This is a genomic window from Rhodocytophaga rosea (assembly GCF_010119975.1).
In the GTDB taxonomy this organism is placed as follows: Bacteria; Bacteroidota; Bacteroidia; order Cytophagales; family 172606-1; genus Rhodocytophaga; species Rhodocytophaga rosea.
Map to the genome: position 1 here is coordinate 8,658,331 of NZ_CP048222.1, position 21,947 is coordinate 8,680,277.

18 protein-coding genes are annotated in these 21,947 nt (G+C 41.2%); 12 read left to right on the plus strand and 6 right to left on the minus strand.

Annotation, left to right across the window (positions count from 1 at the left end; translation table 11 throughout):
* The first annotated feature begins 42 nt into the window (after positions 1-42).
* The 4 genes from GXP67_RS35495 (at position 43) to GXP67_RS35510 (ending at position 4,515) form a co-directional block, all read left to right on the plus strand.
* Entirely contained in the window at positions 43-1,140 is a 1,098-nt protein-coding gene (locus GXP67_RS35495) for a Nif3-like dinuclear metal center hexameric protein (protein WP_162447522.1), read from the plus strand.
* 5 nt (positions 1,141-1,145) lie between these two features.
* The gene (locus GXP67_RS35500) at positions 1,146-1,895 is read left to right on the plus strand and encodes a zinc ribbon domain-containing protein (protein ID WP_162447523.1); all 750 of its coding nucleotides are present in this window, start codon (positions 1,146-1,148) and stop codon (positions 1,893-1,895) included.
* Between the two features lie 255 nt (positions 1,896-2,150).
* Positions 2,151-3,614, plus strand: a complete 1,464-nt coding sequence (locus GXP67_RS35505) for an OmpA family protein (protein ID WP_162447524.1) — start codon at positions 2,151-2,153, stop codon at positions 3,612-3,614.
* Between the two features lie 157 nt (positions 3,615-3,771).
* The gene (locus GXP67_RS35510; protein WP_162447525.1) at positions 3,772-4,515 is read left to right on the plus strand and encodes a porin family protein; all 744 of its coding nucleotides are present in this window, start codon (positions 3,772-3,774) and stop codon (positions 4,513-4,515) included.
* Between the two features lie 178 nt (positions 4,516-4,693).
* Here the strand turns inward: GXP67_RS35510 and gap are convergent, their stop codons facing one another.
* Positions 4,694-5,704, minus strand: coding sequence for a type I glyceraldehyde-3-phosphate dehydrogenase (gene gap / locus GXP67_RS35515; RefSeq protein WP_162447526.1), 1,011 nt, complete (start codon positions 5,702-5,704; stop codon positions 4,694-4,696).
* Between the two features lie 214 nt (positions 5,705-5,918).
* Positions 5,919-8,921: a PA14 domain-containing protein gene (locus tag GXP67_RS35520; RefSeq protein ID WP_162447527.1), complete on the minus strand. Its 3,003-nt coding sequence runs from the start codon at positions 8,919-8,921 to the stop codon at positions 5,919-5,921.
* Between the two features lie 198 nt (positions 8,922-9,119).
* Here GXP67_RS35520 and GXP67_RS35525 point away from each other — a divergent pair, with 198 nt between their 5' ends.
* Genes GXP67_RS35525 through GXP67_RS35535 form a run of 3 tightly spaced genes read left to right on the plus strand, consistent with a single transcriptional unit; the run spans position 9,120 to position 11,870 of the window.
* Positions 9,120-10,619 carry a hypothetical protein gene (locus GXP67_RS35525; protein ID WP_162447528.1) on the plus strand — a complete coding sequence of 500 codons (1,500 nt, stop codon included), beginning with the start codon at positions 9,120-9,122 and terminating at the stop codon, positions 10,617-10,619.
* Positions 10,620-10,652: 33 nt separating this feature from the next.
* Positions 10,653-11,459, plus strand: a complete 807-nt coding sequence (locus GXP67_RS35530) for a class I SAM-dependent methyltransferase (protein ID WP_162447529.1) — start codon at positions 10,653-10,655, stop codon at positions 11,457-11,459.
* A gap of 39 nt (positions 11,460-11,498) precedes the next feature.
* Entirely contained in the window at positions 11,499-11,870 is a 372-nt protein-coding gene (locus GXP67_RS35535; protein ID WP_162447530.1) for a YbbC/YhhH family protein, read from the plus strand.
* A 128-nt stretch (positions 11,871-11,998) separates the two neighbouring features.
* Here GXP67_RS35535 and GXP67_RS35540 read toward each other — a convergent pair whose 3' ends face one another.
* The 3 genes from GXP67_RS35540 to GXP67_RS35550 all read right to left on the minus strand — a co-directional run bounded on the left by GXP67_RS35540 (position 11,999) and on the right by GXP67_RS35550 (position 15,711).
* Entirely contained in the window at positions 11,999-13,357 is a 1,359-nt protein-coding gene (locus GXP67_RS35540; protein ID WP_232064788.1) for a COG3014 family protein, read from the minus strand.
* A 156-nt stretch (positions 13,358-13,513) separates the two neighbouring features.
* Complete coding sequence (locus tag GXP67_RS35545) at positions 13,514-14,101, minus strand: penicillin-binding protein activator LpoB (RefSeq protein WP_162447532.1); 588 nt, start codon at positions 14,099-14,101, stop codon at positions 13,514-13,516.
* Between the two features lie 287 nt (positions 14,102-14,388).
* Positions 14,389-15,711, minus strand: a complete 1,323-nt coding sequence (locus GXP67_RS35550; protein WP_162447533.1) for an amino acid permease — start codon at positions 15,709-15,711, stop codon at positions 14,389-14,391.
* Between the two features lie 554 nt (positions 15,712-16,265).
* Here GXP67_RS35550 and GXP67_RS35555 point away from each other — a divergent pair.
* The 3 genes from GXP67_RS35555 (at position 16,266) to GXP67_RS35565 (ending at position 18,717) form a co-directional block, all read left to right on the plus strand.
* Positions 16,266-16,904 (plus strand): peroxiredoxin family protein, encoded by a 639-nt coding sequence (locus GXP67_RS35555; RefSeq protein ID WP_162447534.1) that lies wholly within the window; start codon positions 16,266-16,268, stop codon positions 16,902-16,904.
* A gap of 151 nt (positions 16,905-17,055) precedes the next feature.
* Positions 17,056-17,832 (plus strand): SDR family oxidoreductase, encoded by a 777-nt coding sequence (locus GXP67_RS35560; RefSeq protein ID WP_162447535.1) that lies wholly within the window; start codon positions 17,056-17,058, stop codon positions 17,830-17,832.
* Between the two features lie 15 nt (positions 17,833-17,847).
* Complete coding sequence (locus GXP67_RS35565) at positions 17,848-18,717, plus strand: ATP-grasp domain-containing protein (RefSeq protein ID WP_162447536.1); 870 nt, start codon at positions 17,848-17,850, stop codon at positions 18,715-18,717.
* Between the two features lie 59 nt (positions 18,718-18,776).
* On the opposite strand, the gene GXP67_RS35570 is transcribed toward GXP67_RS35565, so the two are convergent.
* Complete coding sequence (locus tag GXP67_RS35570) at positions 18,777-20,378, minus strand: N-acyl-D-amino-acid deacylase family protein (RefSeq protein WP_162447537.1); 1,602 nt, start codon at positions 20,376-20,378, stop codon at positions 18,777-18,779.
* Positions 20,379-20,667: 289 nt separating this feature from the next.
* Here GXP67_RS35570 and GXP67_RS35575 point away from each other — a divergent pair, with 289 nt between their 5' ends.
* Positions 20,668-21,330, plus strand: a complete 663-nt coding sequence (locus GXP67_RS35575; protein WP_162447538.1) for a PspA/IM30 family protein — start codon at positions 20,668-20,670, stop codon at positions 21,328-21,330.
* 135 nt (positions 21,331-21,465) lie between these two features.
* Entirely contained in the window at positions 21,466-21,915 is a 450-nt protein-coding gene (locus GXP67_RS35580; RefSeq protein ID WP_162447539.1) for a YbjN domain-containing protein, read from the plus strand.
* The last annotated feature ends 32 nt before the right edge of the window (positions 21,916-21,947 follow it).

The window sequence follows — 21,947 nt, forward strand, 5'->3', positions numbered from 1 at the left end:
CTGATTTCTAACTTCTAACTTCCGGCCACTAATCTTAAATGTATGCCCACCATTCAACAAATCATTCAACAACTAGAAATCCTGGCTCCTCCATCCTACCAGGAAAGCTACGACAATGCCGGACTGATTACCGGCCGTCCGGAATGGGAACTTACTGGAGCATTAGTTAGTCTGGATGCCACAGAAGATATAGTAGCAGAAGCGATTCGCGAGAATTGTAACCTAATTATCGCCCATCATCCCATTGTATTTAAAGGACTAAAAAAGCTCAATGGAAACAATTATGTAGAACGCACCATTATTTCAGCCATTCAGCACCAGATTGCCATTTATGCCATTCATACCAACCTAGATAATGTAGCAGGCGGTGTAAATTTCAAAATTGCCCAAAAACTCAAACTCGAAAAGGTAAAGATACTGGCCCCCAAAAAACAGGTATTACAGAAACTGGTCACCTTTGTTCCACTGGAACATACCACAACCGTATTGAATGCTTTATATGAAGCAGGCGCAGGAAATATTGGTAATTATTCCCATTGCAGTTTCCGCAGCAAGGGTAGCGGCACCTTTCTACCCAATGAGCAGGCAAATCCACATACCGGGCAGCCAAACAAACCCGAAGAAGTGCAGGAAGAACGGATTGAAGTGATTTTACCAGCTTATCTTTCTCATAAAGTCATAGCAGCTTTACAGCAATCTCATCCCTATGAGGAGGTGGCATATTATCTTACTGCGCTTGAAAATGCCTACCAAAATGTGGGAGCCGGTATAATTGGGCAGCTGGCCGAACCTATGGATGATCTGGATTTTCTGCACTATCTGAAAGCGGAAATGCAAGTCTCTTGTGTGCGGCATACAGCCCGTTTACATAAACCGGTTCAACGGATAGCCCTATGTGGCGGCGCTGGTATTTTCCTGCTCCCCGATGCCCTGCGACAGAAAGCAGATGTGTTTATAACGGCCGATGTTAAATACCATGAGTTTTTTGATGCCGAAGGAAAACTGATACTGGCAGATATCGGGCATTATGAAAGCGAAGTTTTTACAAAAGAATTGATTGCTACGTATTTGTCAGAAAAATTTCGTAATATTGCACTCATTTTGTCAAAAACAGTTACCAACCCCATCAATTACTTGTGATCTCAATGGAAAGAACAGTAGCACAGAAACTTGAAGCCTTACTTGCCTTACAACAAATCGATTCTAATTTAGACGCTATCCGCAAGGTAAGAGGTGATCTTCCGGAAGAGGTAATGGATTTAGAAGATGAAATCGCTGGCTACGAAACCAGAGTGGGAAAATTCGACAAAGACATAGCTGGTTTAGAAGAGGAAATCACCCGTAATAAGCAAACAAAAAAAGATTCTGAAAAGCTGATCAACAAGTACAAAGACCAGCAAATGAATGTGCGCAACAACCGGGAATATGATGCAATTACCAAGGAAATTGAACTGCAAACCCTGGAAATGGAATTAGCCGATAAACGTATCAGCGAAGCCAATGCCAGAATCCTTCGCAAAAATGATGAGATCAAAGGTACCCAGCAGATATTAGCGGAACGAAAAAAAGATCTGGCTATTAAAAATAATGAACTGAGTGTAATAGTTTCTGAAAGTGAAGATGAAGAAAATAAACTCATCAAAGAAAGAGAGAAGTTTCAGGTAAATATTGAGGACCGCTTATTAAAATCATACGAGAAAATCAGAAGCAATGCCATGAACGGGCTTGCTGTGGTAGTGGTAAAAAGGGGGGCTTGCGGAGGTTGTTTTAACACGGTGCCGCCACAGCGTCAGGCTGATATCCGGGATAAGAAAAAGATCATTGTATGCGAACATTGTGGTCGCATTTTCGCAGATGTAGAGGATATAGTGGTAGCTGAAAAGCCAAAAAGATAATATTTTTTATAGTATTGTAAAACACAAAACCTGTCTCTGTGGCAGGTTTTTTTATGAGGCCATATACAGATCTTTTTATATTTTTTGATCAATGCGCTGAGTCAAACCTCCATCACGTATTGGTTATTATACCAATACATTATATTCTTTACAAATTTATTACATGCAAAAGGTAAAGTCCTGTTCTTTCTGATGCAGAATCTGGTAAAATTCTACCTTATGAAGGTATTATATTTTATTAATTATCAGATAGATATGAAAAAGACATTTTGCATTATCCTGTCATTAGGGATGGTATTTACTGCTTTCGGGCAGAACCAGAAGAAAAACTTAGGGAAACCCAACAGCCCTGAAGTTACCGATGGATCTCCGTTTATGTCTGCCGACGGAAACCAGATCTACTACAGAAAATCGGCTACAGCTTCAGGCACTGATTACAAACCCTACGTAACTACACGTCAGGCCGATAATACCTGGAGTGAAGGCCAGCTTATTAAAGAATGGGATGAGCAAGGATATGATGGTGTCTGCTATGTTTATGCAGATGGTAATGCTATGATTCTTCCTAAAAATGGCACTGGTAAAGAAGGAGGCTTTTCAAAGATGTATCGGACTGCGAATGGCTGGTCTAAAGCCGAGCGCTTGGAATTTGAAAGTTTACCTTTTGACAAATGGTTTGCACAAGGTTGTTCATTAACACCCGACGGAAAAGTGATGATTATGGCTAATAACATGGTTATGTATGTCTCTTATTTAAAAGATGGCCATATCTGGACAAAACCCGAATTACTATCCGACCTTGATACACCTGGAAATGAATATACACCTATTTTCTCATCTGATTACAAAACCTTGTATTTCTCCAGTGATGGCCGTAGCGACAAAATAGGAGATAATGATATTTATAAAACATATCCTTTAGATCATACCTATACAAAATGGGCAGTGCCGCAAAATCTGGGGCCAACAGTAAATACGCCAGCTTTTGACAATTACTTTTCGGTAAGCGCCAAAGGTGATTTTGCCATTATGTATTCAAGAGGTGAAGGAAATGGGGATATTTTTATTATGCCGCTGATTGAAGAAAACCGCCCGGACCCGGTGGTACTGCTTAGTGGTAGAGTAATTGATGCAAGCACGAATCAAACACTGGCTGCCAAAATATATTATGAAAATCTGACGGATAGGGTAGCATTTGGAGAAGGCATGGCAAATCCTACAGATGGTAAGTATAACATTGTTTTTCCGTATGGCAAAAAATATGGTTTCCGGGCTGAACTGGAAGGATATTATGCAATTTCAGATAATATTGATTTGACCCAGTCGACTGGCCAGTATCAGGAAATTCAGAAAGACATTAAAATGTATCCCATTACCAAAGGCCAGACGATTGTGTTAAATAACCTCTTTTTTGACTTTGGAAAATCTGAGCTGTTGCCAGCTTCTTATCCAGAATTAGAACGGCTGATTGAGGTATTACAATCAGATAAGAGCATTAAAATCATGATCGCTGGCCATACAGACGATAAAGGAGCCGATGCCCTCAATCTCACCCTTTCTCAAAACCGTGCGAATGCTGTAGTTAAATACCTGGTTGAGAAAGGCATTAATGCTTCGAGACTATCGGCAAAAGGGTTTGGCAAAAGTAAGCCCATTGTTGCCAACGATTCAGATACAAACCGCCAGCAAAACAGGCGTGTGGAATTTAATGTTTTGTAAGGAATTAGGTCAGGCTTTGTATATCAGTTTCGGATGTAAATAAATAATAGATTTAGTTCTGTGTCCATTATTTGCATCCGAAACCAAATCAACCAATTAGTATACAACTCCTTTTCATAAATACCGTATCCTTATTATAAAAACCAGTCTATGAACCATGTATAAAAAATTATTCTTTTCGCTTATAGTATGCCTCTGTGCACATTACGCTGTACAAGCTCAATTTTTACTTGATGTGGAGTCAGGTGTCGTATTTAATTCCAGGTATAATGAAGTACGTGTACCCGGCAATACCGGAACCCAATTTGACTTATCCAAAGATTTTTCAGGTAATTCTACCTTTTTCTACCGGATCAGGGCAGGAATTACCCTCAGCGACAGACATACAATTTCATTACTGTATGCTCCCTTACATGTAAAGTCCACAACTACGCCTGATCAACAGATCTTATTTAACGGAGCTACTTTTACAGCCGGAAACCGGTTAGATGCCAGTTATACATTTAATTCATACCGCCTTACTTACCGCTACGACTTTATACGAAATCCCAAATTGCGCTTTGGTGCTGGGTTAACTGCAAAAATCAGGGATGCTGACATCCAGTTAAGTAATGAACAATTGAGTACCACTAAGTCGAATGTTGGATTTGTGCCGCTGATTAACTTTTACCTGGAATGGAATTTTGCCGAAAGATTTGGATTGATCCTGGAAGGAGATGCACTGGTAGGAAAACAAGGCCGGGCTGAAGACATTTTTGCAGGCCTGGGATACCAGATCGTAAAAGATAAGGTGACGCTAAAAGCTGGTTACCGGGTACTGGAAGGCGGTGCAGATAATGACGAAGTATACAATTTTACCTGGTTCGATTATGCTTCTGCCGGGCTTATTTTCCGGCTATAGCTTATTTAAGTGTATATTTAAAATTGATCCGTTAGTATTCTGATATATAATCATTTACACACGCTTAACCTAAGTATTACTTTTGCACATTAAGTTCTTGTTAGGGTAGCCATAAATAAAAAGAGACGTTAGGAATAACGTCTCTTTTGCATATTATCTGTACAAGTAAATTGATTTACTATGATACTGCTACTTTTTCAGCAATACGCTCGATCAGATCGGCAGTACGGCTCGAATAGCCATATTCATTATCGTACCAACCTACTACTTTTACCAGCGTACCGTTTACGGCAGTCATTTCAGCATCGAAAATACAAGAATGCGGATTGCCAACAATATCAGCAGATACGATCGGATCTTCTACAAATTCCAGAATGCCTTTCAGTTCATTGGCAGCTGCTTTTTTCATTACTGCATTAATCTGGTCAATAGTAACTTCTTTTTTCAGGATAACTGTTAAATCCGTTAAAGAACCATCCGGCACTGGTACACGCATGGCTGTACCATCCAGTTTACCTTTCAGGTGAGGCAATACAAGGCCAACCGCTTTGGCAGCACCAGTAGAAGTAGGCACAATAGAAAGGGCAGCAGCTCTGGCTCTTCTTAAATCTTTATGTGGGGCATCCTGCAGATTCTGGTCAGCAGTATAGGCGTGAATCGTAGTGATATAACCTTTTTCAATACCAAAATTATCATCTAATACCTTTGCCATCGGAGCCAGACAGTTGGTCGTACAAGAAGCATTTGACAAAATGGTTTCGTCGCCAGTTAAGGTATGCTCATTTACACCCAATACTACGGTAGGAATATTTCCTTTGGCAGGTGCTGAGATTACTACTTTTTTGGCACCGGCAGTTAAGTGTCCACCTGCACCGGCTTCGTCTACAAAGCGGCCTGTAGATTCTAATACTACATCTATACCTAATTTACCCCAGGGAAGATTTTTGGGATCTTTTTCAGCATATGCATTGATTCTATGGCCATTTACTGTAATGCTATCGGCATCAGAGCTTACTTCTCCGCCAAACCTGCCATGTACAGAGTCGTATCTGAACAAATGAGCCAGAGTTGCATTATCAGTCAGGTCGTTGATCGCTACAACTTCTACATTTTCTTTGTTTAAGAGAGCCCGGAGGGTCAGCCTGCCAATGCGGCCAAATCCGTTGATAGCTACTTTTATTTTTGCCATTTTAAAAGGGGGTTAATTTAGTTTAACAATCATCCTTGCGCAATATTACAATCATTCTTACCTAAAATCAAGAAACATTGCACGAAATAGAATTATTCAATTACAGCTGTTTATATCCGGTAAACAAAAATAGTAAGAAAAATATCCATTCTGAATAAAGAATTGTAAATCTTCATTCAGAATGGATATCAAATAGTATTATTCTAATAAATAATTACTTTTTACTCAGCAAGCCTGGTTCTACAGGCAAATTATTCATCGTATACCAGGCTTCTGTTGACCACAAATTTTGTCTATTTGCAGAAGTTATCGTTTGCCGGTTGAGGCGGATGTAGACCAGATGTCTGGCTTTCATGCCCCCCAGTTCCAGAAACACTTTTTTGCGGTCTGCGGAAACATTTACTGATTTTATAGGCAATGCCTGGTCATCCAGTTTTGGTCCGCCATATTCTGAGGTTGGTTTATAGTACCACTGACGAATGGTATAATCACTGGCAGCAGCTCCAACTCCTTCTTTTAATGGTTCTGTAAATTCGATTTCAACGCCATTGGATTTTGCCCGCACAGCCAACATTTCGAACGCTACTTTGTTATTGAAAGTAAGCCGCTGCAAACCATATGATAACTTTCCGCTATGGCCCCAATTTCCGGTAGAACCTACCCCACCTGCATATAAGGCGCCATCTGGTCCCCACACAAGGCGGTTAATGCCTGCTTCCAGACCTTGCGTAAACCGGAACACTGCTCCCTGGTATTCTCCATTTATTTTTTCAGCAAACACGCGTTTGATTCCGCCATGCGTTACTTCTCCATGAATCATCTGGTTCTTGTAAGGACCAACGTTTAATACCGCTGGCTGGCTGGGCGAATTTCCAATCTCATCTTGTGGCAACCATACTACTGGCTGTTTTTCAGTGAGATTAGCGGTACCTTCAAAATCTACCGAGCGTGAACCATACCAGGCACCTTCTTGCAGGTGCAGAATTTTGCTGGAAGGGAGCCAGTCGCCCTGGTTATCGGCAATGAATATTTCATTATCTACGCCGTAGCCAATGCCATTTGGTGTACGCAAGCCACTGGCAATAAATTCAAAGGAACCGTCTTTTTTAGAGATTTTCACCACTTTGCCTCTGTCTGGAATCTGAGGTTTGGTACTGGCCCCACCTGGATTAATGGCGGTAGCCAGAGTTCCGTAGAAATAGCCATCTTTATACAGCAATCCAAAGGCAAACTCATGAAAATTAGCCGATACCTTCCATCCGTTACAAATGGTCTGGTATTCGTCTATTATATCATCTTTATCGAGGTCAACCAGTTTGGTGAGCTCCTGTTTTTGTAATATATAAATTTCATTATCTACCACTTTAAGACCTAAGGGTTCTGCCAGGCCATAGGCAATTTTCTTCGCTTTAATGGCTTTGGGATCTTTCCCTTGTACGCCATCCAGAATATATACTGAGCCCAGTGAATCCCAGGTACTTACTACCATTCGGCCATCTTCCAAAAAATCTATCCCACCTACTTTGGGATGAAAATCATCGGGACGGGCTTGTGCCAGATCGAAACTAGGGTGTACGGTAACTAATGGAGAGGCATCACCAGGAATAAGGTCTTTACTGGCGGCGGAGGCAACTAGAGCCTGCTGGGTTTTCTTTATATCAGTCCCTTTGTAGGTAAATACCGACGGTGGAACTACTACAAATTCTTTGGTTCCATAAGGCCTCCATTGTAGGGAAAGACCTTTTCCACCACCGCCCTGGTAATATTCCAAACGGAAAGGATGTTTGCCGGCTTTCAAAATGATCTCCCCATCTTTACCTTCCAGCGCATGATTTCCCCCATTATTAATGACAAGTTTATTATCAATATATAATCTGGAACCATCGTCGCTTACCAATCTGAATACGACATTGGTTGTTTTCTCAGCATTAATAAATCCTGATGCAAAAATGGCAAAGTTTTCATCCAGGCCACCAAAATCTTCATTCACATGCATGGCGTTAACAGTACCAGAACCAATTGGCAGCATTTCGTCATTGATGGCAGGAAAATCAGAAATAGCTTCACTGAACTTATAAATATTTACTGCCATTCCTGGTTGTTCTGCCTGTGGGTCTACATCAGACAGGTTTATTGATTTAAAATTTACTTCATAGTCAGGCTTAGGCATCAGTTTATTAGAAGCCTGGTTTTTTTCTTCTGCGGCATCCAAAGCTAAAATATAAGATACCATGGTAGTGGCATCTTCTTTTGGCAGATTCGGATGAGGGGTCATAGCTACAGCTCCCCAGTTACCGGCACCTCCTTTAATCACTTTCTCCACCAGCTGAGCGTTCATCTGCTCTGAGTTTTCATATTTCTTGGCAATATCTATATAAGCTGGTCCAACCGTTTTTACATCTTTGTTATGACAGGTATTACAATCACTTTTTGCAAACAAAGCGGCAACGGCTTCTTCCCCAGCTAATTTTTCAGCATCCGCTTTTGCTACAACCGGCTTTGAAATCAGGGTTGAAGTAAAATCAGTCTGGCCATTGCTGTTTAAGAGCAACACTCCCTGAAGTGTTGTATATTTTTTGCTTTGTATTTCCTCCTCTGTTTTATTCTGAACCGTATATTTTCCATTGGTCTGATACTCATTTTGGGCACCACTAGAACCTGTATGCACCTGCAAGGCTACCTGAACATCAGCCGGAACATTTGCGGTAGTAAACACTCTTTCCAGACTGATCTGCTTATTTTCGCCCGCTTTGTATTCAGGCTTTTCTTCTACTTTAATCAGCTGCTTATTATACACCAGCTCGTACGTAAGCGTAACCTGGTTATTCTGAATGCGATGCCCTTTGTAGATCACCTCTGGCGTAGTTTCTGTGCCATTAGATACAATCCGCCAGGGGTTTCCGTCTGGTTCTTCCACATACGCGGCACCCAGACTGGTAGGCTGCGGACCATGCGCCGTAGTATATACCGGGCCATCAAAGTTTACGCCTTCTGTCCATGCTTTGTAGAGAGAGCCGGTTTGTGTATTATAGGCAACCCATAAGGAGTCATGCAGGGCAATGCTGAGCATTCGTGGCTTTTTATCCAGTACCGAACGTAATACCCATGCTTCGTAAGGCCTCTTTACCTTTTCTTTGGAGGCATTGTTGTTACAAGCACTCAAGCATAGAACTAATCCCACTAAGAAAACAGTTGAAAACTGATGTAAGTACTTCATCTTAAATATTTGGTTTGATAGAAATATAGTATAGGTTCACAATTCGTTTCAATATTTGTACATCTTACGAATTAAAATGTACAAATATCAGCATTACACTCTTTATAATGAAGGGGAACAGCCGCCAAATTTACTAATTTTTGATGGCTTTTTATAACAATCAAATCCTAATACAGATTTTACTAATTTTACCAGCACATGAATTCAATACCTCTCTCTTTACAAAATTCTGAAAACCGGGTAGCTACTGATTATACGGCAGGTATGCTCACTGAATGGAAAAGACGGGTGGATAAAGGGGAATTTTTAGAAGACTGGCAACGAATAGTAACAAGAAAAAATAATTTTTTAAGGCAGCCTGCTACTTCTGAAAAATATCAGTACAAAGGTCCGCATTTAACTGATAAAAACACACCGCTGACCAATTCCATTCCGGTAACCGGAAAATCTAAAACCAATGTAGAACCCACTTTGTGGCAACGGGCAGAAGTGTATGAAGCTGCTTTGTGGAGTTTACTGAAAGCAGATACTAAAAATCCGGTCGAAGAAGCACAGGTTCGGGAAATCAACCGCCGGATTAAAGACTTACTGCTATTTTATGCCACTACACCTGGGCTGAGATTTTCGGATCAAAACCGCTGGGATGGTAAATTCCATGATCTTTCGCCTGGCTATATTATTTCCTTGTGGGTGCACCAGCTGGAAGATGTATTCCATGTTTGCAAGCATTTGTTCTCTTCTGAAGAAAAAGAAATATTTATCAACTGGGTGTTTTCGGCGGCAGCGTTTTCGTACCATTTACTCAGACAGGATTTAAGTAAGCCGTTTAAAAACCGCTCGCAGGGGAACTATGAACCGGTCAAACCAATTGCGTATGGTCCCCCTATTTCCCTACACTATGCAGGTGAAAATACATATGCAGGAAACCGTTTTTATAATAACCGCCGCTTAGCCCATCTTCCGCTGGTTGCCAAAGCAGGCGCTATGCAGGCCAACCAGAAAAGTTTAGGTATTACTATTCCAGCCACTATTGATTTCCGCAAGGAAGCAGAACAGATTTATAAAGAAGCTATTGCTTTTGCCTTGTATCCAACCGGAGAATGTGTGGAGATGGAGCGGAATGACGATGATAAGCCTTCGCAGGGCATGGGCTATAGCTTTATTTTTTTTGATGCCATTGCATGGGTTCCTTATTACCGCTTGCTGGAAGGCGATGATTCACTCTATTTTTATCAGACCTCGGCTGGTATTTTAGGCAGCGAAGATCCTACCTGCAAAACCCCTTATCAACTCGATAGCATGGGAAAAAACCCCAAGTCTTTACTTAAAGCCATCAAATATCAGTTTGAGTGTATGAGCCTGGCAAAGGAAGTGTATGGCACCCGCAAAACAGAAAACTATACCAGTGCACAGAAAGAACTGTTCCGCTACGATGGAAGCGGACAATTACAAAAGCCGGAATGGCTGAGCGGACATTTTCTGATGACTTTACAGGCTAACTTAGGATTCAAATCTGCTGCCATTCGTCAGGGTTGCGAACACCCTTATGAGGCACAAGGTAGAGCGAAGGTGATTACAAATAAACAATCTGATACTGTGGCTTACGCAGGATCAGGTGCTTATAGACCTTCAGAAGGAATATTCGGACTGGAAAGTTGCCTGATTCTGAAATACTATGGAATGGAAGCTTTAATTTAATACTTATATCCTAAAACGTTACCTACCAACAATATGAAGGAAAATAATATAAGCGAAGAAAGAGCGGCTATGCCCTCCGGCACACACGTAGTTTTAGACCGTAGAACTTTAGAAAACAGCAATAAAAATCTGTTAAAATGGCTTAAACCTGGTATGGCTGTGTTGGATGTAGGTTGCGGAACCGGAGCTATCACCAAAGGCATTGCAGAAAAAACTGGACTTAAAGGCAAAGTAGCAGGCATAGACGTAAGCGAAGAATTAATCACAAAAGCGAAGCTAAATTTTGGACATCTAGAGAATCTTTCATTTGAAGTAGCCAATATACTTTCCTATACTCCTAATCAGAAATTTGATCTGATCACCTCTGCCAGGACACTGCAATGGATGGCTGCTCCGGATAAAGCATTGGAGCAGATGAAAAAATTATTGAATCCTGGTGGTATCATTTCTATTCTCGATTATAACCATGAGAAAATCAATTGGCAACCAGAGCCTCCAAAGACGATGAGGCGTTTTTATAATGCGTTTCTGCAGTGGAGAAAAGAGGCTGGTTTTGATAATACCATTGCTGATCACTTAAAGCAATTGATGAATCAGATTGGACTTAAAGATATAGAAATCAGCCAACAACATGAATTAAGTCTGAACGGAGATAGTAATTTTTCCCACCAGGCTGGCATATGGCTGGAAGTAGCCAGGCTCCGTGGACCACAGCTTGTACAATCCGGGTATATTTCAGAAGAAGACAGACTTGCTGCGATTGAAGAGTATGAACACTGGATTAATAGCAACGGCCAATCTATGCAATTATACTTACTGGCCGTTGAAGGACATATTTAATAGGATTATTATTTAGGTATTGTATGCCATTGGAATAAATTGAAAAGAATAAAACGAAAGTATCTAATACTACTTGTAGTGTGGTTGGGATTGATATTAACAGGAAGCTGTTCTACAAAAAAAGTAGGTTTAACTGCCAATCAGTCAAAGAGTCAATCAGCAGATTCACTACAAATCAAAAACGATCCTCTGATAAAAGATGAACAGATGGCAGTAGCGCTAGCCGAGCCAATTTTGTTTAGAAGATTCGGAAAGAAGCATATTCTGAGGCAAAAACCATATAGAGTAAAACAAATAAATAACTATTGGATCATTCAAGGTTATTTGCCAGCAGGCTCTGATGGAGGAGTTTTTGAAATTACTTTAGACGGCAATGATGGCAAAATAATCAAAATCATGCATGGACAGTAAATAAATGGCATACAACACTTACTTAAGCCATCCATCGGTCTACCTCAACACAAGGCTTAATAAAAAGGCTCGACTGTAGTAATTTGTGGCCCTTTTCTCACATCTTACTAATAACCAACAAGTCAGCCTTAATAGCCACTTACTGCAGTAATTGGTGCTGACATTTCAAGCGAATGGAAAGTATGAAAAAGAGTTTTGCCAGCTTTGATATCAAAATTCATCGGATGAGTTTGTTCCATGCCTGCGTTTATGCCAGATTTGGTTATAAACTGCACCTGCTGGTTGCCTTCAGGCAATGATAAGCGGGTATAATAAATCCCATGCGGTACAGATTGCCAGCTTCTGGTGTCTGCCTGTTCGGTGATTGCATTCACCAGGCCAATGAGGGCACCTGCATTGTCGTTCTCCTTTCGCATCGTGTATTCAGCGGCTTTCTTCAAGGCTACCCTCAATACAGATTTTCCTACTTCCAGCAACATCCGTTGGTTTAGTGTTTTAAAAGCAATCGCATTTACATCTTCTGCCAGATTAAGCGGATAGGATTGGTCATTCCAAACCAATTGTGCATGATTGTACAGAGCTGGGCGTTCTACATATTTAGGGAATGTAATCCGAATAAATTCCAGTGAACTGAGTCCGCTTTTATGGTAAGTACTGTCATCCATAGGAAACGCAAAATTCAGCGCAAGATCCTGGTTGGTAAAATTTACTACGCCCCCCTGCCCGCGAAGAATGGTAAAATTAATACCATTTTCTACTTTTACCGGACCTAATCCATTGTGCCACAAAAATACCAGATCTCCTTTTTTCGACTTGTCATGCTTGTATTGCATGCCAAACTCCTTCTCGTAGCGACGTAAGTCTTCGCTAAAATTATTCACATACGCTGTTCTAAGCAGATCTTCCTTTAATTGTTGTGGCACTTCCTGGTTGAAGAACTTGTGGTAATCATTCTGGTAAATATCGAGGGCATTCCGGTAAGCAATGAAAGCATTATTCGCATCACCATTGGCATCATATATAATTCCCATCAGCAGATGAATAAAGGCATCCCGTTGAAATTTATTTTCAGAGGTATACTTACTGCTCAGCTTGCTCAGTTTTATATCCATCCGCTTGCATTCCACCAGGGCAGCTTCTTTATCACCTAATTTCAAAAAATTCAGGGCTTTGTAATAATGCACCATCAAAATCTCAAAATCTTCGCCCTTATATTCCACAATATTAGGATTCAGCAGAAAGGAGGCAGCTTCATTCAGGTAATTTACCTGGTAATCTTCGCCGAGCATATAGGCTTTTTCAAAATAAACATTGCTCTCTGCATAATTTCCTTGTAAAGAAGCTACAACCCCCATATTCATGTAATAGAGTAACTTTGTTTTACGGGTTTCTGCTTTTTTATCTTTCGCTAAAGCCGCCTGTGCTTCCCCAAAATTACCCCGTTCAAAATTGCTGTTAAACGTATAGATCGTCTGATAGTAATTCATGCAGGAAGAGCACAGAACCGTCAGTAATGATAGATATAGAACAACAGCAGGCCGGATTATAATACGATTTTTCAACGGTCGGGGTAACATGGGTTTGTTAGATTAAAATTTTGATTTAAAGATTCTTCATTACGTAGTATTAAATGAAAGATTAAATTAGTTCGTCACGTATTTTTTTATCTGCTTCTCTCCTACCCACACAATTTCGTTGGTTTCCAGGTCAGCCAGTTCCAGGTTCACCTGGTAGTAAGTCACCTGCTTTTTATTCACCGCATCCACAATAGAGTTAATCGTACCAAACATCATATAATCAGCACCCAGCTCTTTTCCCCATTTCTTCTGAGTATCCGGAGAAGCGAATTCCTGCTGATCAGCACGTTCCTGACGCATTTTTTCCCGGAATTCAGCATTCTGCACAATCCGGATGGTAGACGTATTAATAAACTCACGTTCCATATTTTTTATAAATGTTTCCGCTTCAATATGTTCATGGCTTTTATTTGTGATCATGCCTACGATCATCACCGGCTTTTTATTGGTTTTATTTACAAAGTCGTTGCGCCATTGGCGGTTAATGGCATCTTTCACCATTTCTTCAGCCACCAGCCTGGAGTCGGTATCATTCCAGCGTCCGCTTAGGTCAATCTGCTGATCGGGACTAACACGGGTAACGGTGTGCTTATTACAAGCAGAAAATACAGTAAAAAATGAAGCAATACAGAATAGTTTAGCAATTGTTTTCATTGGTATATAGTATATGTGATTGGGTTTATATGCTTAATTTGTCAACTAGCGTATATATTTTACAATATCGCCTGGTTTTCGGAAGTTTCATTCAATATTCATGCAATTGTAACCTTCCTCCATGTAATAAATGATGAAAGCTTATAACAGGCGGATGAAGTGTCTGAATACCTTCTGTATGGCGGAAATAATTGAGTGAATGAGAGATTGAGTGATTAAATTAAATGGTTGTAATGTTAAATTTGACTTGTCTAATAATCTGGCTAATAAACAGAGTACTCACTCATTCACTCACTCGCCTTTTTCATGGCCATACGGCTATTAATGAAATAGATTAGGGCACCGGCAGCAATAATGCCTAATCCAATACATGATTCCAGCGGTCGCTCTATCAATACATAGATCATAATCCAGGTGTTGGCTAGAAGAAATAAGGCAGGTGTGAACGGATAACCCCAGGTTTTATAGGGCCTTGGCAAATCAGGACGGCGCCATCTGAGCACATACACACCGGCTACTGTTAAAGTAGTAAGCAACATCAGGGTAAAAGCGGCATATACAATTACCTGCTCGAAGGAAGACGTGTAAATGAAAATCAGAGTTATGAGGGTTTGAAACAAAATGGCATTCACTGGCGTATGGCGCACCGTCCGGAGAGATAAAAGATGCAAAGCCGGATAATCTTCTCCCATGACCTGCGTAATACGTGCTCCCACAAATATCATGGCGCTAATGGTAGATATCATCAAGGCCGCTATCAGCAAGGATAAAACATCAGCGGCGGTTGTCCCAAATAATTTATTACCTGCCAGAAAGCCTATTTCCACTTTGCCAGCCAGTTCTGCCATAGGTACCGTATAGAGAAATACATAATTAAGTAAGGCATATAGTACCAGTACCAGAAGTGTACTTAAAAAAAGCGCCTTCGGAAGATTCTTCTGAGGATTCCTTAATTCTCCTACCACATAAATAGAAGCATTCCAGCCGGTGTAGGCATAGGAAACATATACCAGAGATACGGCAAAAGGCGGACTTAACAACACTTTCCAGTCTGAAAATTCAGGCAGCAGGCTGATCGATTGTGGTGTATTGGTAGTAAATCCAAAGAAGATAAAAATCAGCATAACACCGATTTTAATAAGCGTAAAAAAATTCTGAAAATAACTTCCCAGCCGGATACTGATACTATGAATAACAGCAAAGACTATCACTACCACTGCCGCCAGATGATTAACTGGTACTGAAGGAAACACAACGGCCGTATACTTTCCCAGGGCAATGGCAGCAATGGCCGTTGGCGCTACAAATCCGGCTGTAGCTGATACCCATCCGGATAAGAAACCCATCGCCGGATGATAAATAGCTGTCAGTAAATGATATTCTCCTCCGGACCTTGGAAGCGCCGTACCGAGTTCTCCGTAAGAAAGTGCCCCACATAAAGCTATAATTCCTCCTACAATCCAGAGCATAATCAACGCAAAAACTGACTGTATATCTACTACCTGGTATCCCAGACTGGTAAATACACCTGTTCCTACCATATTGGCAATAGCAATTGATGCAGCCGTATGTAAACCAATGGTTTTGTGGTGGGCATTAGATGTTGGCATATAAAATCTTGATTGAAAGATAATTATCTACGAAGCACAATATTATACCTATTCAGATGTAAGTTATTAATATTAAAAAAAGCAAAGAAAAAGATAATCAGATTTGGTAATTATAAAAATAGTTAGAATATTTGTCTATTAATTTAGTAGACAATAAAAAGAACGCATGATAATTACGGCAAATAGTCAAGTAAACATTTTTAGTAATGTAAATCCCTTTACATTAACTTGTCGTTGCTGTTGTTGCTAATCTCCCCTGTATAGGTTTTGGCAAACCTCACAAATTGCCAGCTTTCAATCCTATTTAATTATCTATTGCTGCATGATTGATTTCTGTCAATACAGCCGTGTTTTTACGCTGTTCTGAAGACAGAATGTTGTAGCGTCTGTCCATTATTTTGTCTGACCATGCAGAATTATTCAACCTATCATTGGAGAAAAAGCAGATGTTCATTTTATACTCAATCCTGGCTCAGCCGATGTTGTAGTGAATAATTCATCAGATCAGTAAATCAAACTAAATATATCTATCTCAATTCTAAATAAAGAAACTCATGTATTCATATTCATTTTCCGATAGCGAACTTTTATCCATTTCTGAGCAATGGTTACACAAAGTAAAGAGTAATGAGCCGCTGCCACAGCCTTTAACCGCTGGCAGCCAGTCGCCTGAATTTGTTGTTGAAACTTATCCTGGCATCTGGTCTGGCTTATTGTCTCCTTTAGCCCAGTCCAGCCACATCAGCCTGAATGATCTGACAGGTTACCGCCCCTTAGTAATCAGTTTTTACAATCCACATACCCATGACTATGGACACCAGCAGATACAAACTTTAATTAGCCTGTATGATAAAATCCGGGCCTTAGGAGGAGAACTGCTGGTGATTACAGCGGAATCTGCCGAAAACATTCAACTTATTGCTTCTCATTATAAGCTTCCTTTCACGATAGTGCAGGATGCTGGCAACCGGATTGCTTCTCAGTTTGGTCTTTTCTCAGCCGCTCACCCGGTTTGGGACAGAATAGCTGGCGTAGATGAGAATGTGGCTACGCCTGCAACGTATGTGATCGCACCTGGCGGGCAAATCACCTATGCTTTCGCAGACAGTGAGTTTAACAAACAACTACCAGTTCGTCCCATGCTTTCTGCTGTTTACTCTACAAGCAGCAACCGCATCAGAAAGGTAGCCTAATCCTCAACCACTATATAATTTCTTTTGCCAATCCCTCCCAGTGAGGGATTGTTGCTTTATAGCAGGTTTATTAATTTTCCTTTCTCTCTTCTACCCTGAAATGAATCCTGTAGATTTGCCCTGAATACCATAAAATTTTACTTTTAAAAATATGGCAAATACCTCTCAACGATGGACACTTCAGGGAAAACGGGCTTTAATTACCGGCGGCACCAAAGGAATTGGCAAAGCGATTGCCGATGAATTATTGGCTTTTGGCGCAGAAGTATGCATTATCGCAAGGAAAGAAGCAGAAGTACAAACGTTGCTCCAGGAATGGCAACAACAAGGTTTACCAGCCATTGGTATGGCAGCAGATGTAAGCAAACCCGAGCAAAGGCAACAAATTGCAGATTTTATCTCCCAGAAGTGGGGTTCTCTGGATATACTCATCAATAATGCAGGCACGAATATCCGCAAAAAGACACCCGATTATTCCCAGTCTGAATACCAGCAGTTGATGGATACCAATATTACCTCTGCCTTTCATTTATGCCAGCTATGCTATCCGCTACTGAAAGCCGCTACCCAGGCAGATATAGTCAATATATCCTCTGTATCAGGTTTGACCCATGTACGTTCCGGCTCAATCTATGGCATGACCAAAGCAGCACTTATCCAGTTGACCAGAAATTTAGCATCTGAATGGGCAGCCGACCACATCCGGGTGAATTCCATAGCCCCCTGGTATATCGAAACGCCCCTGGCCAAACCAGTTTTAGAGAACAAGGCATACCTGCAGGAGATTTTACAGCGTACACCCATGCAACGGATCGGGAAGCCGGAAGAAGTGGCCGCTGCTACCGCCTTTCTTTGTATGCCAGCTTCGGGTTATATCACCGGACAGTGTATTGCCGTAGATGGAGGCTTTACTACGTATGGATTTTAAATTAGGTTTGTACCCATGAAAATAGCGTTTGTCACCTACCAGGACCAGGGAAAGTATGTTTCATCTGTAGAAAATGAAGATGAAAAGCTGCTTGCATTTTTGCAAAATAAAGGCCATTCTATTGAGTTCGCCATCTGGAATGACCCAACTGTAGACTGGCAGCAATATGACCTGGCGATTGTAAAATCTCCCTGGGATTATTTTGATAACATCGGTTTATTTTATCAGTGGCTGGATACTCTGAAAAGCCTGCAGGTACGTTTGCTGAATCCATATGAAACTGTACGCTGGAATGCTGATAAGCATTATTTATTGGATATTGCTCAAGCCGGACTACCCATTACCTCTTCGCTATTTATAGAAAAAGGCTGGAAAGCAGAACTGCCAGCGTTGTTTGACAAGATGAGGGCAGAAAAGTTGATCATTAAACCTTGTGTAAGCGGCGGTGCCAAACATACCTATGCCTTTACCAGAAATGAAGCCACACAACTTTCTTCTGTAATAGACCAGTTATTAACGCATGAAGCCTTTCTGGTGCAGCCTTTTCTTCCGGAAATTGAAACGCAGGGAGAATGGTCTTTTGTATTCTTTCACGGAAAGTTCAGCCATTGTCTGCTGAAAAAAGCCAAACCTGGTGATTTCAGGGTACAGCATTATTTAGGTGGTACGATTCATACAGGAGATGTTCCAGATCAATTGCTGGAACAGGCAGCAAGATTTGTAGGAAAATTTGCCGGAAATTGCCTTTATGCCAGGGTAGATGGCGTAGTTATTCATGATGAATTTGTGCTGATGGAACTGGAATTAATAGAACCTTTCCTGTTCCTGTTCACCCATTCGCAGAGCTACGAAAATTACTACCGGGCTTTACAAGAATTACTATAATTTCTGTTGAAGAATAGGTGTATATTCGCTATATCCTATTAGTATGAGCACTTGTATAGTTACTTCTTCCGAATAGATTGTCCTGGAAGTTCTCCGGTAAGTTTGCCTGCTGAGATCACTGGCTTTCCATTTACGATTACATAGTCAATACCAGTTGCATATTGGTGAGGTTGCCCAAAAGTAGCCTGGTCTGTTACCAAATTTTCATCTATTAACAGTAAATCTGCCGCATACCCTTCCCGGATGTAGCCCCGGTTTTTCAAGCCAAATGTCTGGGCAGGCAGTGAGCTCATTTTCCGGATGGCATCTTCAAACGGAAGCAGTTTTTTCTCCCGGACATACCGGGCCAGCACCCTGGCATTGTTGCCATAGCCTCTCGGATGCGGCACACCCACACCTAAATTTCCTGGACCAGCATCGGATGCAATCATGGTAAATGGCTCCTGCATGATTCGCTCCACATCGGGCTCCCCCATCGAATGATAGACCATTTGCGCATCTCCGGCCAGGTACATATCCAGAATCACCCGGATCTGATTGTCAAGCGTACTATCGCCTTTGAGTCCATATGTCACTTGTGGGATGGATTTGCCATTGTAGGTAGTATCCGATTTAAAATTAGCGACTACCGCATAACTGTAATCTGTATGGCTGCTCTCTCCTATTCCGTTCTTCATAGCTTCTACAATTTGTTTCAGGGTATCAGGTTGATTGATACGTTCTTTGGCAGTTTCAAAACCACCAGCTAGTACCCAGGATGGAATCAGATTGGAGGAAAGCCGGGTTGAGGAAGCTGTATAGGCATACTGGTCAATGGTTACCTGCAATCCTTTCCTTCGGGCTTCAGATACCAGATTAATTGTTTGATCGCTGCTGCCCCAGAGTGCTTTACTGGAAATTTTAAAATGAGAAATCTCAACCGGCATTTGGGCTGCTTCGCCGATCTGAATGGCTTCGCCAATAGCTTCCATTACGCCATTTCCCTCATTACGGATGTGAGAAGCATAGATACCTCCATATTTGCTGGCCACTTTTGCCAGGGCAATTACTTCATCGGTTTTTGCATAGGTACCAGGTACATAAATCAAACCGGTAGAAAAACCAACGGCTCCTTGCTGCATGGCTTTTCCCACCAATTTCTCCATTTGTGCCAGTTCATTTGCAGTTGGTTGCCTGCTTATTTCGCCCATTACCGAACGACGTACTGAATTATGCCCGATCAGGGTAGCAATATTCAATGGAATATGCTTATGCTGCGTGAGATTAAGAAAACTATCCACGTCTGTTACGGAACTGCCACAATTCCCGGTAACCAGGGTAGTTACCCCCATCCGGATAAATCGCTCAGAGGAAAGTTCAAATACATTTTCCGCATGGGCATGTACATCAATAAACCCGGGAGTCAGCATACGATTTCTGGCATCAATTACTTGGCTGGCTTTTCCCTGGATAGAAGGCTCCACTTTGACGATCATTCCATCTTTAATGGCCACATCCGAATAATACCATGGATTACCAGTCCCATCTGCTATTCTGGCCTGTTTGATCAATATATCGTAGGTAGAAGAGTGTACACTGCCCTGTTTGGCACAGGTGGTAAAAATGAGAAGGGAAAGCAATAATACACTATTGATAAAATATAAGACTTGGCGGTTTGTCATGCATACAATATAAATATCAAACCGGAAAAATGCAATAATATCTATTACTAAAGAACTTGCCGGGTTAATGGTTATCTGTTTGAATTCTTATTATATTGCCCGCCATCTATAAAAATTACTAAGTATTCCGGTTACTTCCTGTGTAAGCCTTCATTAACCGATGGTTGAAAAAATGGGTATAAACCGAAGCCTGATGATGAAAACAAAATACACATCTTGCTTTTACAATAAAAAATGTTTAACTCATCCTATCAACAAGCGTTTTTATCAATTCACAAACCAAAAAAATATGGGAATATTTAACCGCATCGCCGACATTTTTAAATCGAACATCAACGATGCTTTAGACAAAGCAGAAGATCCTGAAAAAATGATTAAACTCATGGTCATTGAAATGCAGGAAGCGCTCACTAAGTCTACTTCAGCCCTGGCTCAGGCTATGGGTAACGAAAAGCGCCTGGAACGCCAGTATCTGCAACTGCAAAGCTCTTCTGAAGATATGCAGGGCAAAGCCATGATTGCCTTAAAAGCCGGGAACGAAACCCTGGCAAAAACGGCACTTACTAAAAAATCACAGGTAGATCAGCAACTTACCCAATACAAGCAAATGTATGATACGGCCAGTACTACCACTGCCCAGATGCGTTCGCAGGTAGAAAAATTAAAAACCAAACTGGATGAGGCCCGCATGAAAGAATCTACCCTGATCGCCCGGAGCCAGCATGCCAAAGCCCAGACACAAATTGCCAAAAGTGTAGGCGGTTTTGATGATAATGCCTTTGCTAAATTCGACAAAATGGAGCAGAAGGTATTGAAAGCTGAAGCCGAGGCACAGGCATTTACTGAACTTTCCGCTTCCAATACCAGCATGGACGATCAGTTTGCCGAACTGGAAAAAACCAGCCAGGTAGACAATGAACTGGCTAAACTCAAAGCCATGCTTAATCAGTAGAAAATTACAGAATTACTGACTTACAGAAGGTCTGAGTGAATGCTTGGGCGAATAAATGAATAAAGAAACGTAATTCGTAATTATTTATCATTTTTCAATTATCAATTATCAACTAACCATTATTTAAAAGCCTTTATGCCAAAATTTGCTATACTTAAAAATGGAGTGAATGAATCACTCGTAACCTCTGTGCAGCAGAAGGTAACAGACTACCTGGGCCGCTTATTTGAAACACATGAACTGGTTACGGTAGAAGGTATCTCTGCGTTTACGTACGGAACCGTTCAGATCGAAGTGCAGGTTGTAGCCTGGCATTCGGAAGATGTACTGGTAAAAGTATTTTCCTATGTATGCGAAGATGTAAAACTCACCCAGGAACTGGCTGAAGAACTACTTCGGCTGAATGCCACTACTTCTTTCGGCAGTTTCGGTATTACTTTCGATAGCAATGTGATTTTCTCTTACTCTCTGGCTGGTGCAAACCTCGATTTTAACGAATTTGCCGCTGCGATCCAGACAGTAGCTACTATCGCCGATGATTATGACGAAAAACTAAAAGAGCTCCGCAGTTTCCAGACCGCCTAATCAAAATTAATTGAACAATAAAAAGCCGTGCT

Coding starts and splice junctions, on each gene's coding strand:
- GXP67_RS35495 (WP_162447522.1), top strand. CDS start 43: ATGCCCACCATTCAACAAATCATTCAACAACTAGAAATCCTGGCTCCT.
- GXP67_RS35500 (WP_162447523.1), top strand. CDS start 1,146: ATGGAAAGAACAGTAGCACAGAAACTTGAAGCCTTACTTGCCTTACAA.
- GXP67_RS35505 (WP_162447524.1), top strand. CDS start 2,151: ATGAAAAAGACATTTTGCATTATCCTGTCATTAGGGATGGTATTTACT.
- GXP67_RS35510 (WP_162447525.1), top strand. CDS start 3,772: ATGTATAAAAAATTATTCTTTTCGCTTATAGTATGCCTCTGTGCACAT.
- gap (WP_162447526.1), bottom strand. CDS start 5,704: ATGGCAAAAATAAAAGTAGCTATCAACGGATTTGGCCGCATTGGCAGG.
- GXP67_RS35520 (WP_162447527.1), bottom strand. CDS start 8,921: ATGAAGTACTTACATCAGTTTTCAACTGTTTTCTTAGTGGGATTAGTT.
- GXP67_RS35525 (WP_162447528.1), top strand. CDS start 9,120: ATGAATTCAATACCTCTCTCTTTACAAAATTCTGAAAACCGGGTAGCT.
- GXP67_RS35530 (WP_162447529.1), top strand. CDS start 10,653: ATGAAGGAAAATAATATAAGCGAAGAAAGAGCGGCTATGCCCTCCGGC.
- GXP67_RS35540 (WP_232064788.1), bottom strand. CDS start 13,357: ATGAATTACTATCAGACGATCTATACGTTTAACAGCAATTTTGAACGG.
- GXP67_RS35545 (WP_162447532.1), bottom strand. CDS start 14,101: ATGAAAACAATTGCTAAACTATTCTGTATTGCTTCATTTTTTACTGTA.
- GXP67_RS35550 (WP_162447533.1), bottom strand. CDS start 15,711: ATGCCAACATCTAATGCCCACCACAAAACCATTGGTTTACATACGGCT.
- GXP67_RS35555 (WP_162447534.1), top strand. CDS start 16,266: ATGTATTCATATTCATTTTCCGATAGCGAACTTTTATCCATTTCTGAG.
- GXP67_RS35560 (WP_162447535.1), top strand. CDS start 17,056: ATGGCAAATACCTCTCAACGATGGACACTTCAGGGAAAACGGGCTTTA.
- GXP67_RS35565 (WP_162447536.1), top strand. CDS start 17,848: ATGAAAATAGCGTTTGTCACCTACCAGGACCAGGGAAAGTATGTTTCA.
- GXP67_RS35570 (WP_162447537.1), bottom strand. CDS start 20,378: ATGACAAACCGCCAAGTCTTATATTTTATCAATAGTGTATTATTGCTT.
- GXP67_RS35575 (WP_162447538.1), top strand. CDS start 20,668: ATGGGAATATTTAACCGCATCGCCGACATTTTTAAATCGAACATCAAC.
- GXP67_RS35580 (WP_162447539.1), top strand. CDS start 21,466: ATGCCAAAATTTGCTATACTTAAAAATGGAGTGAATGAATCACTCGTA.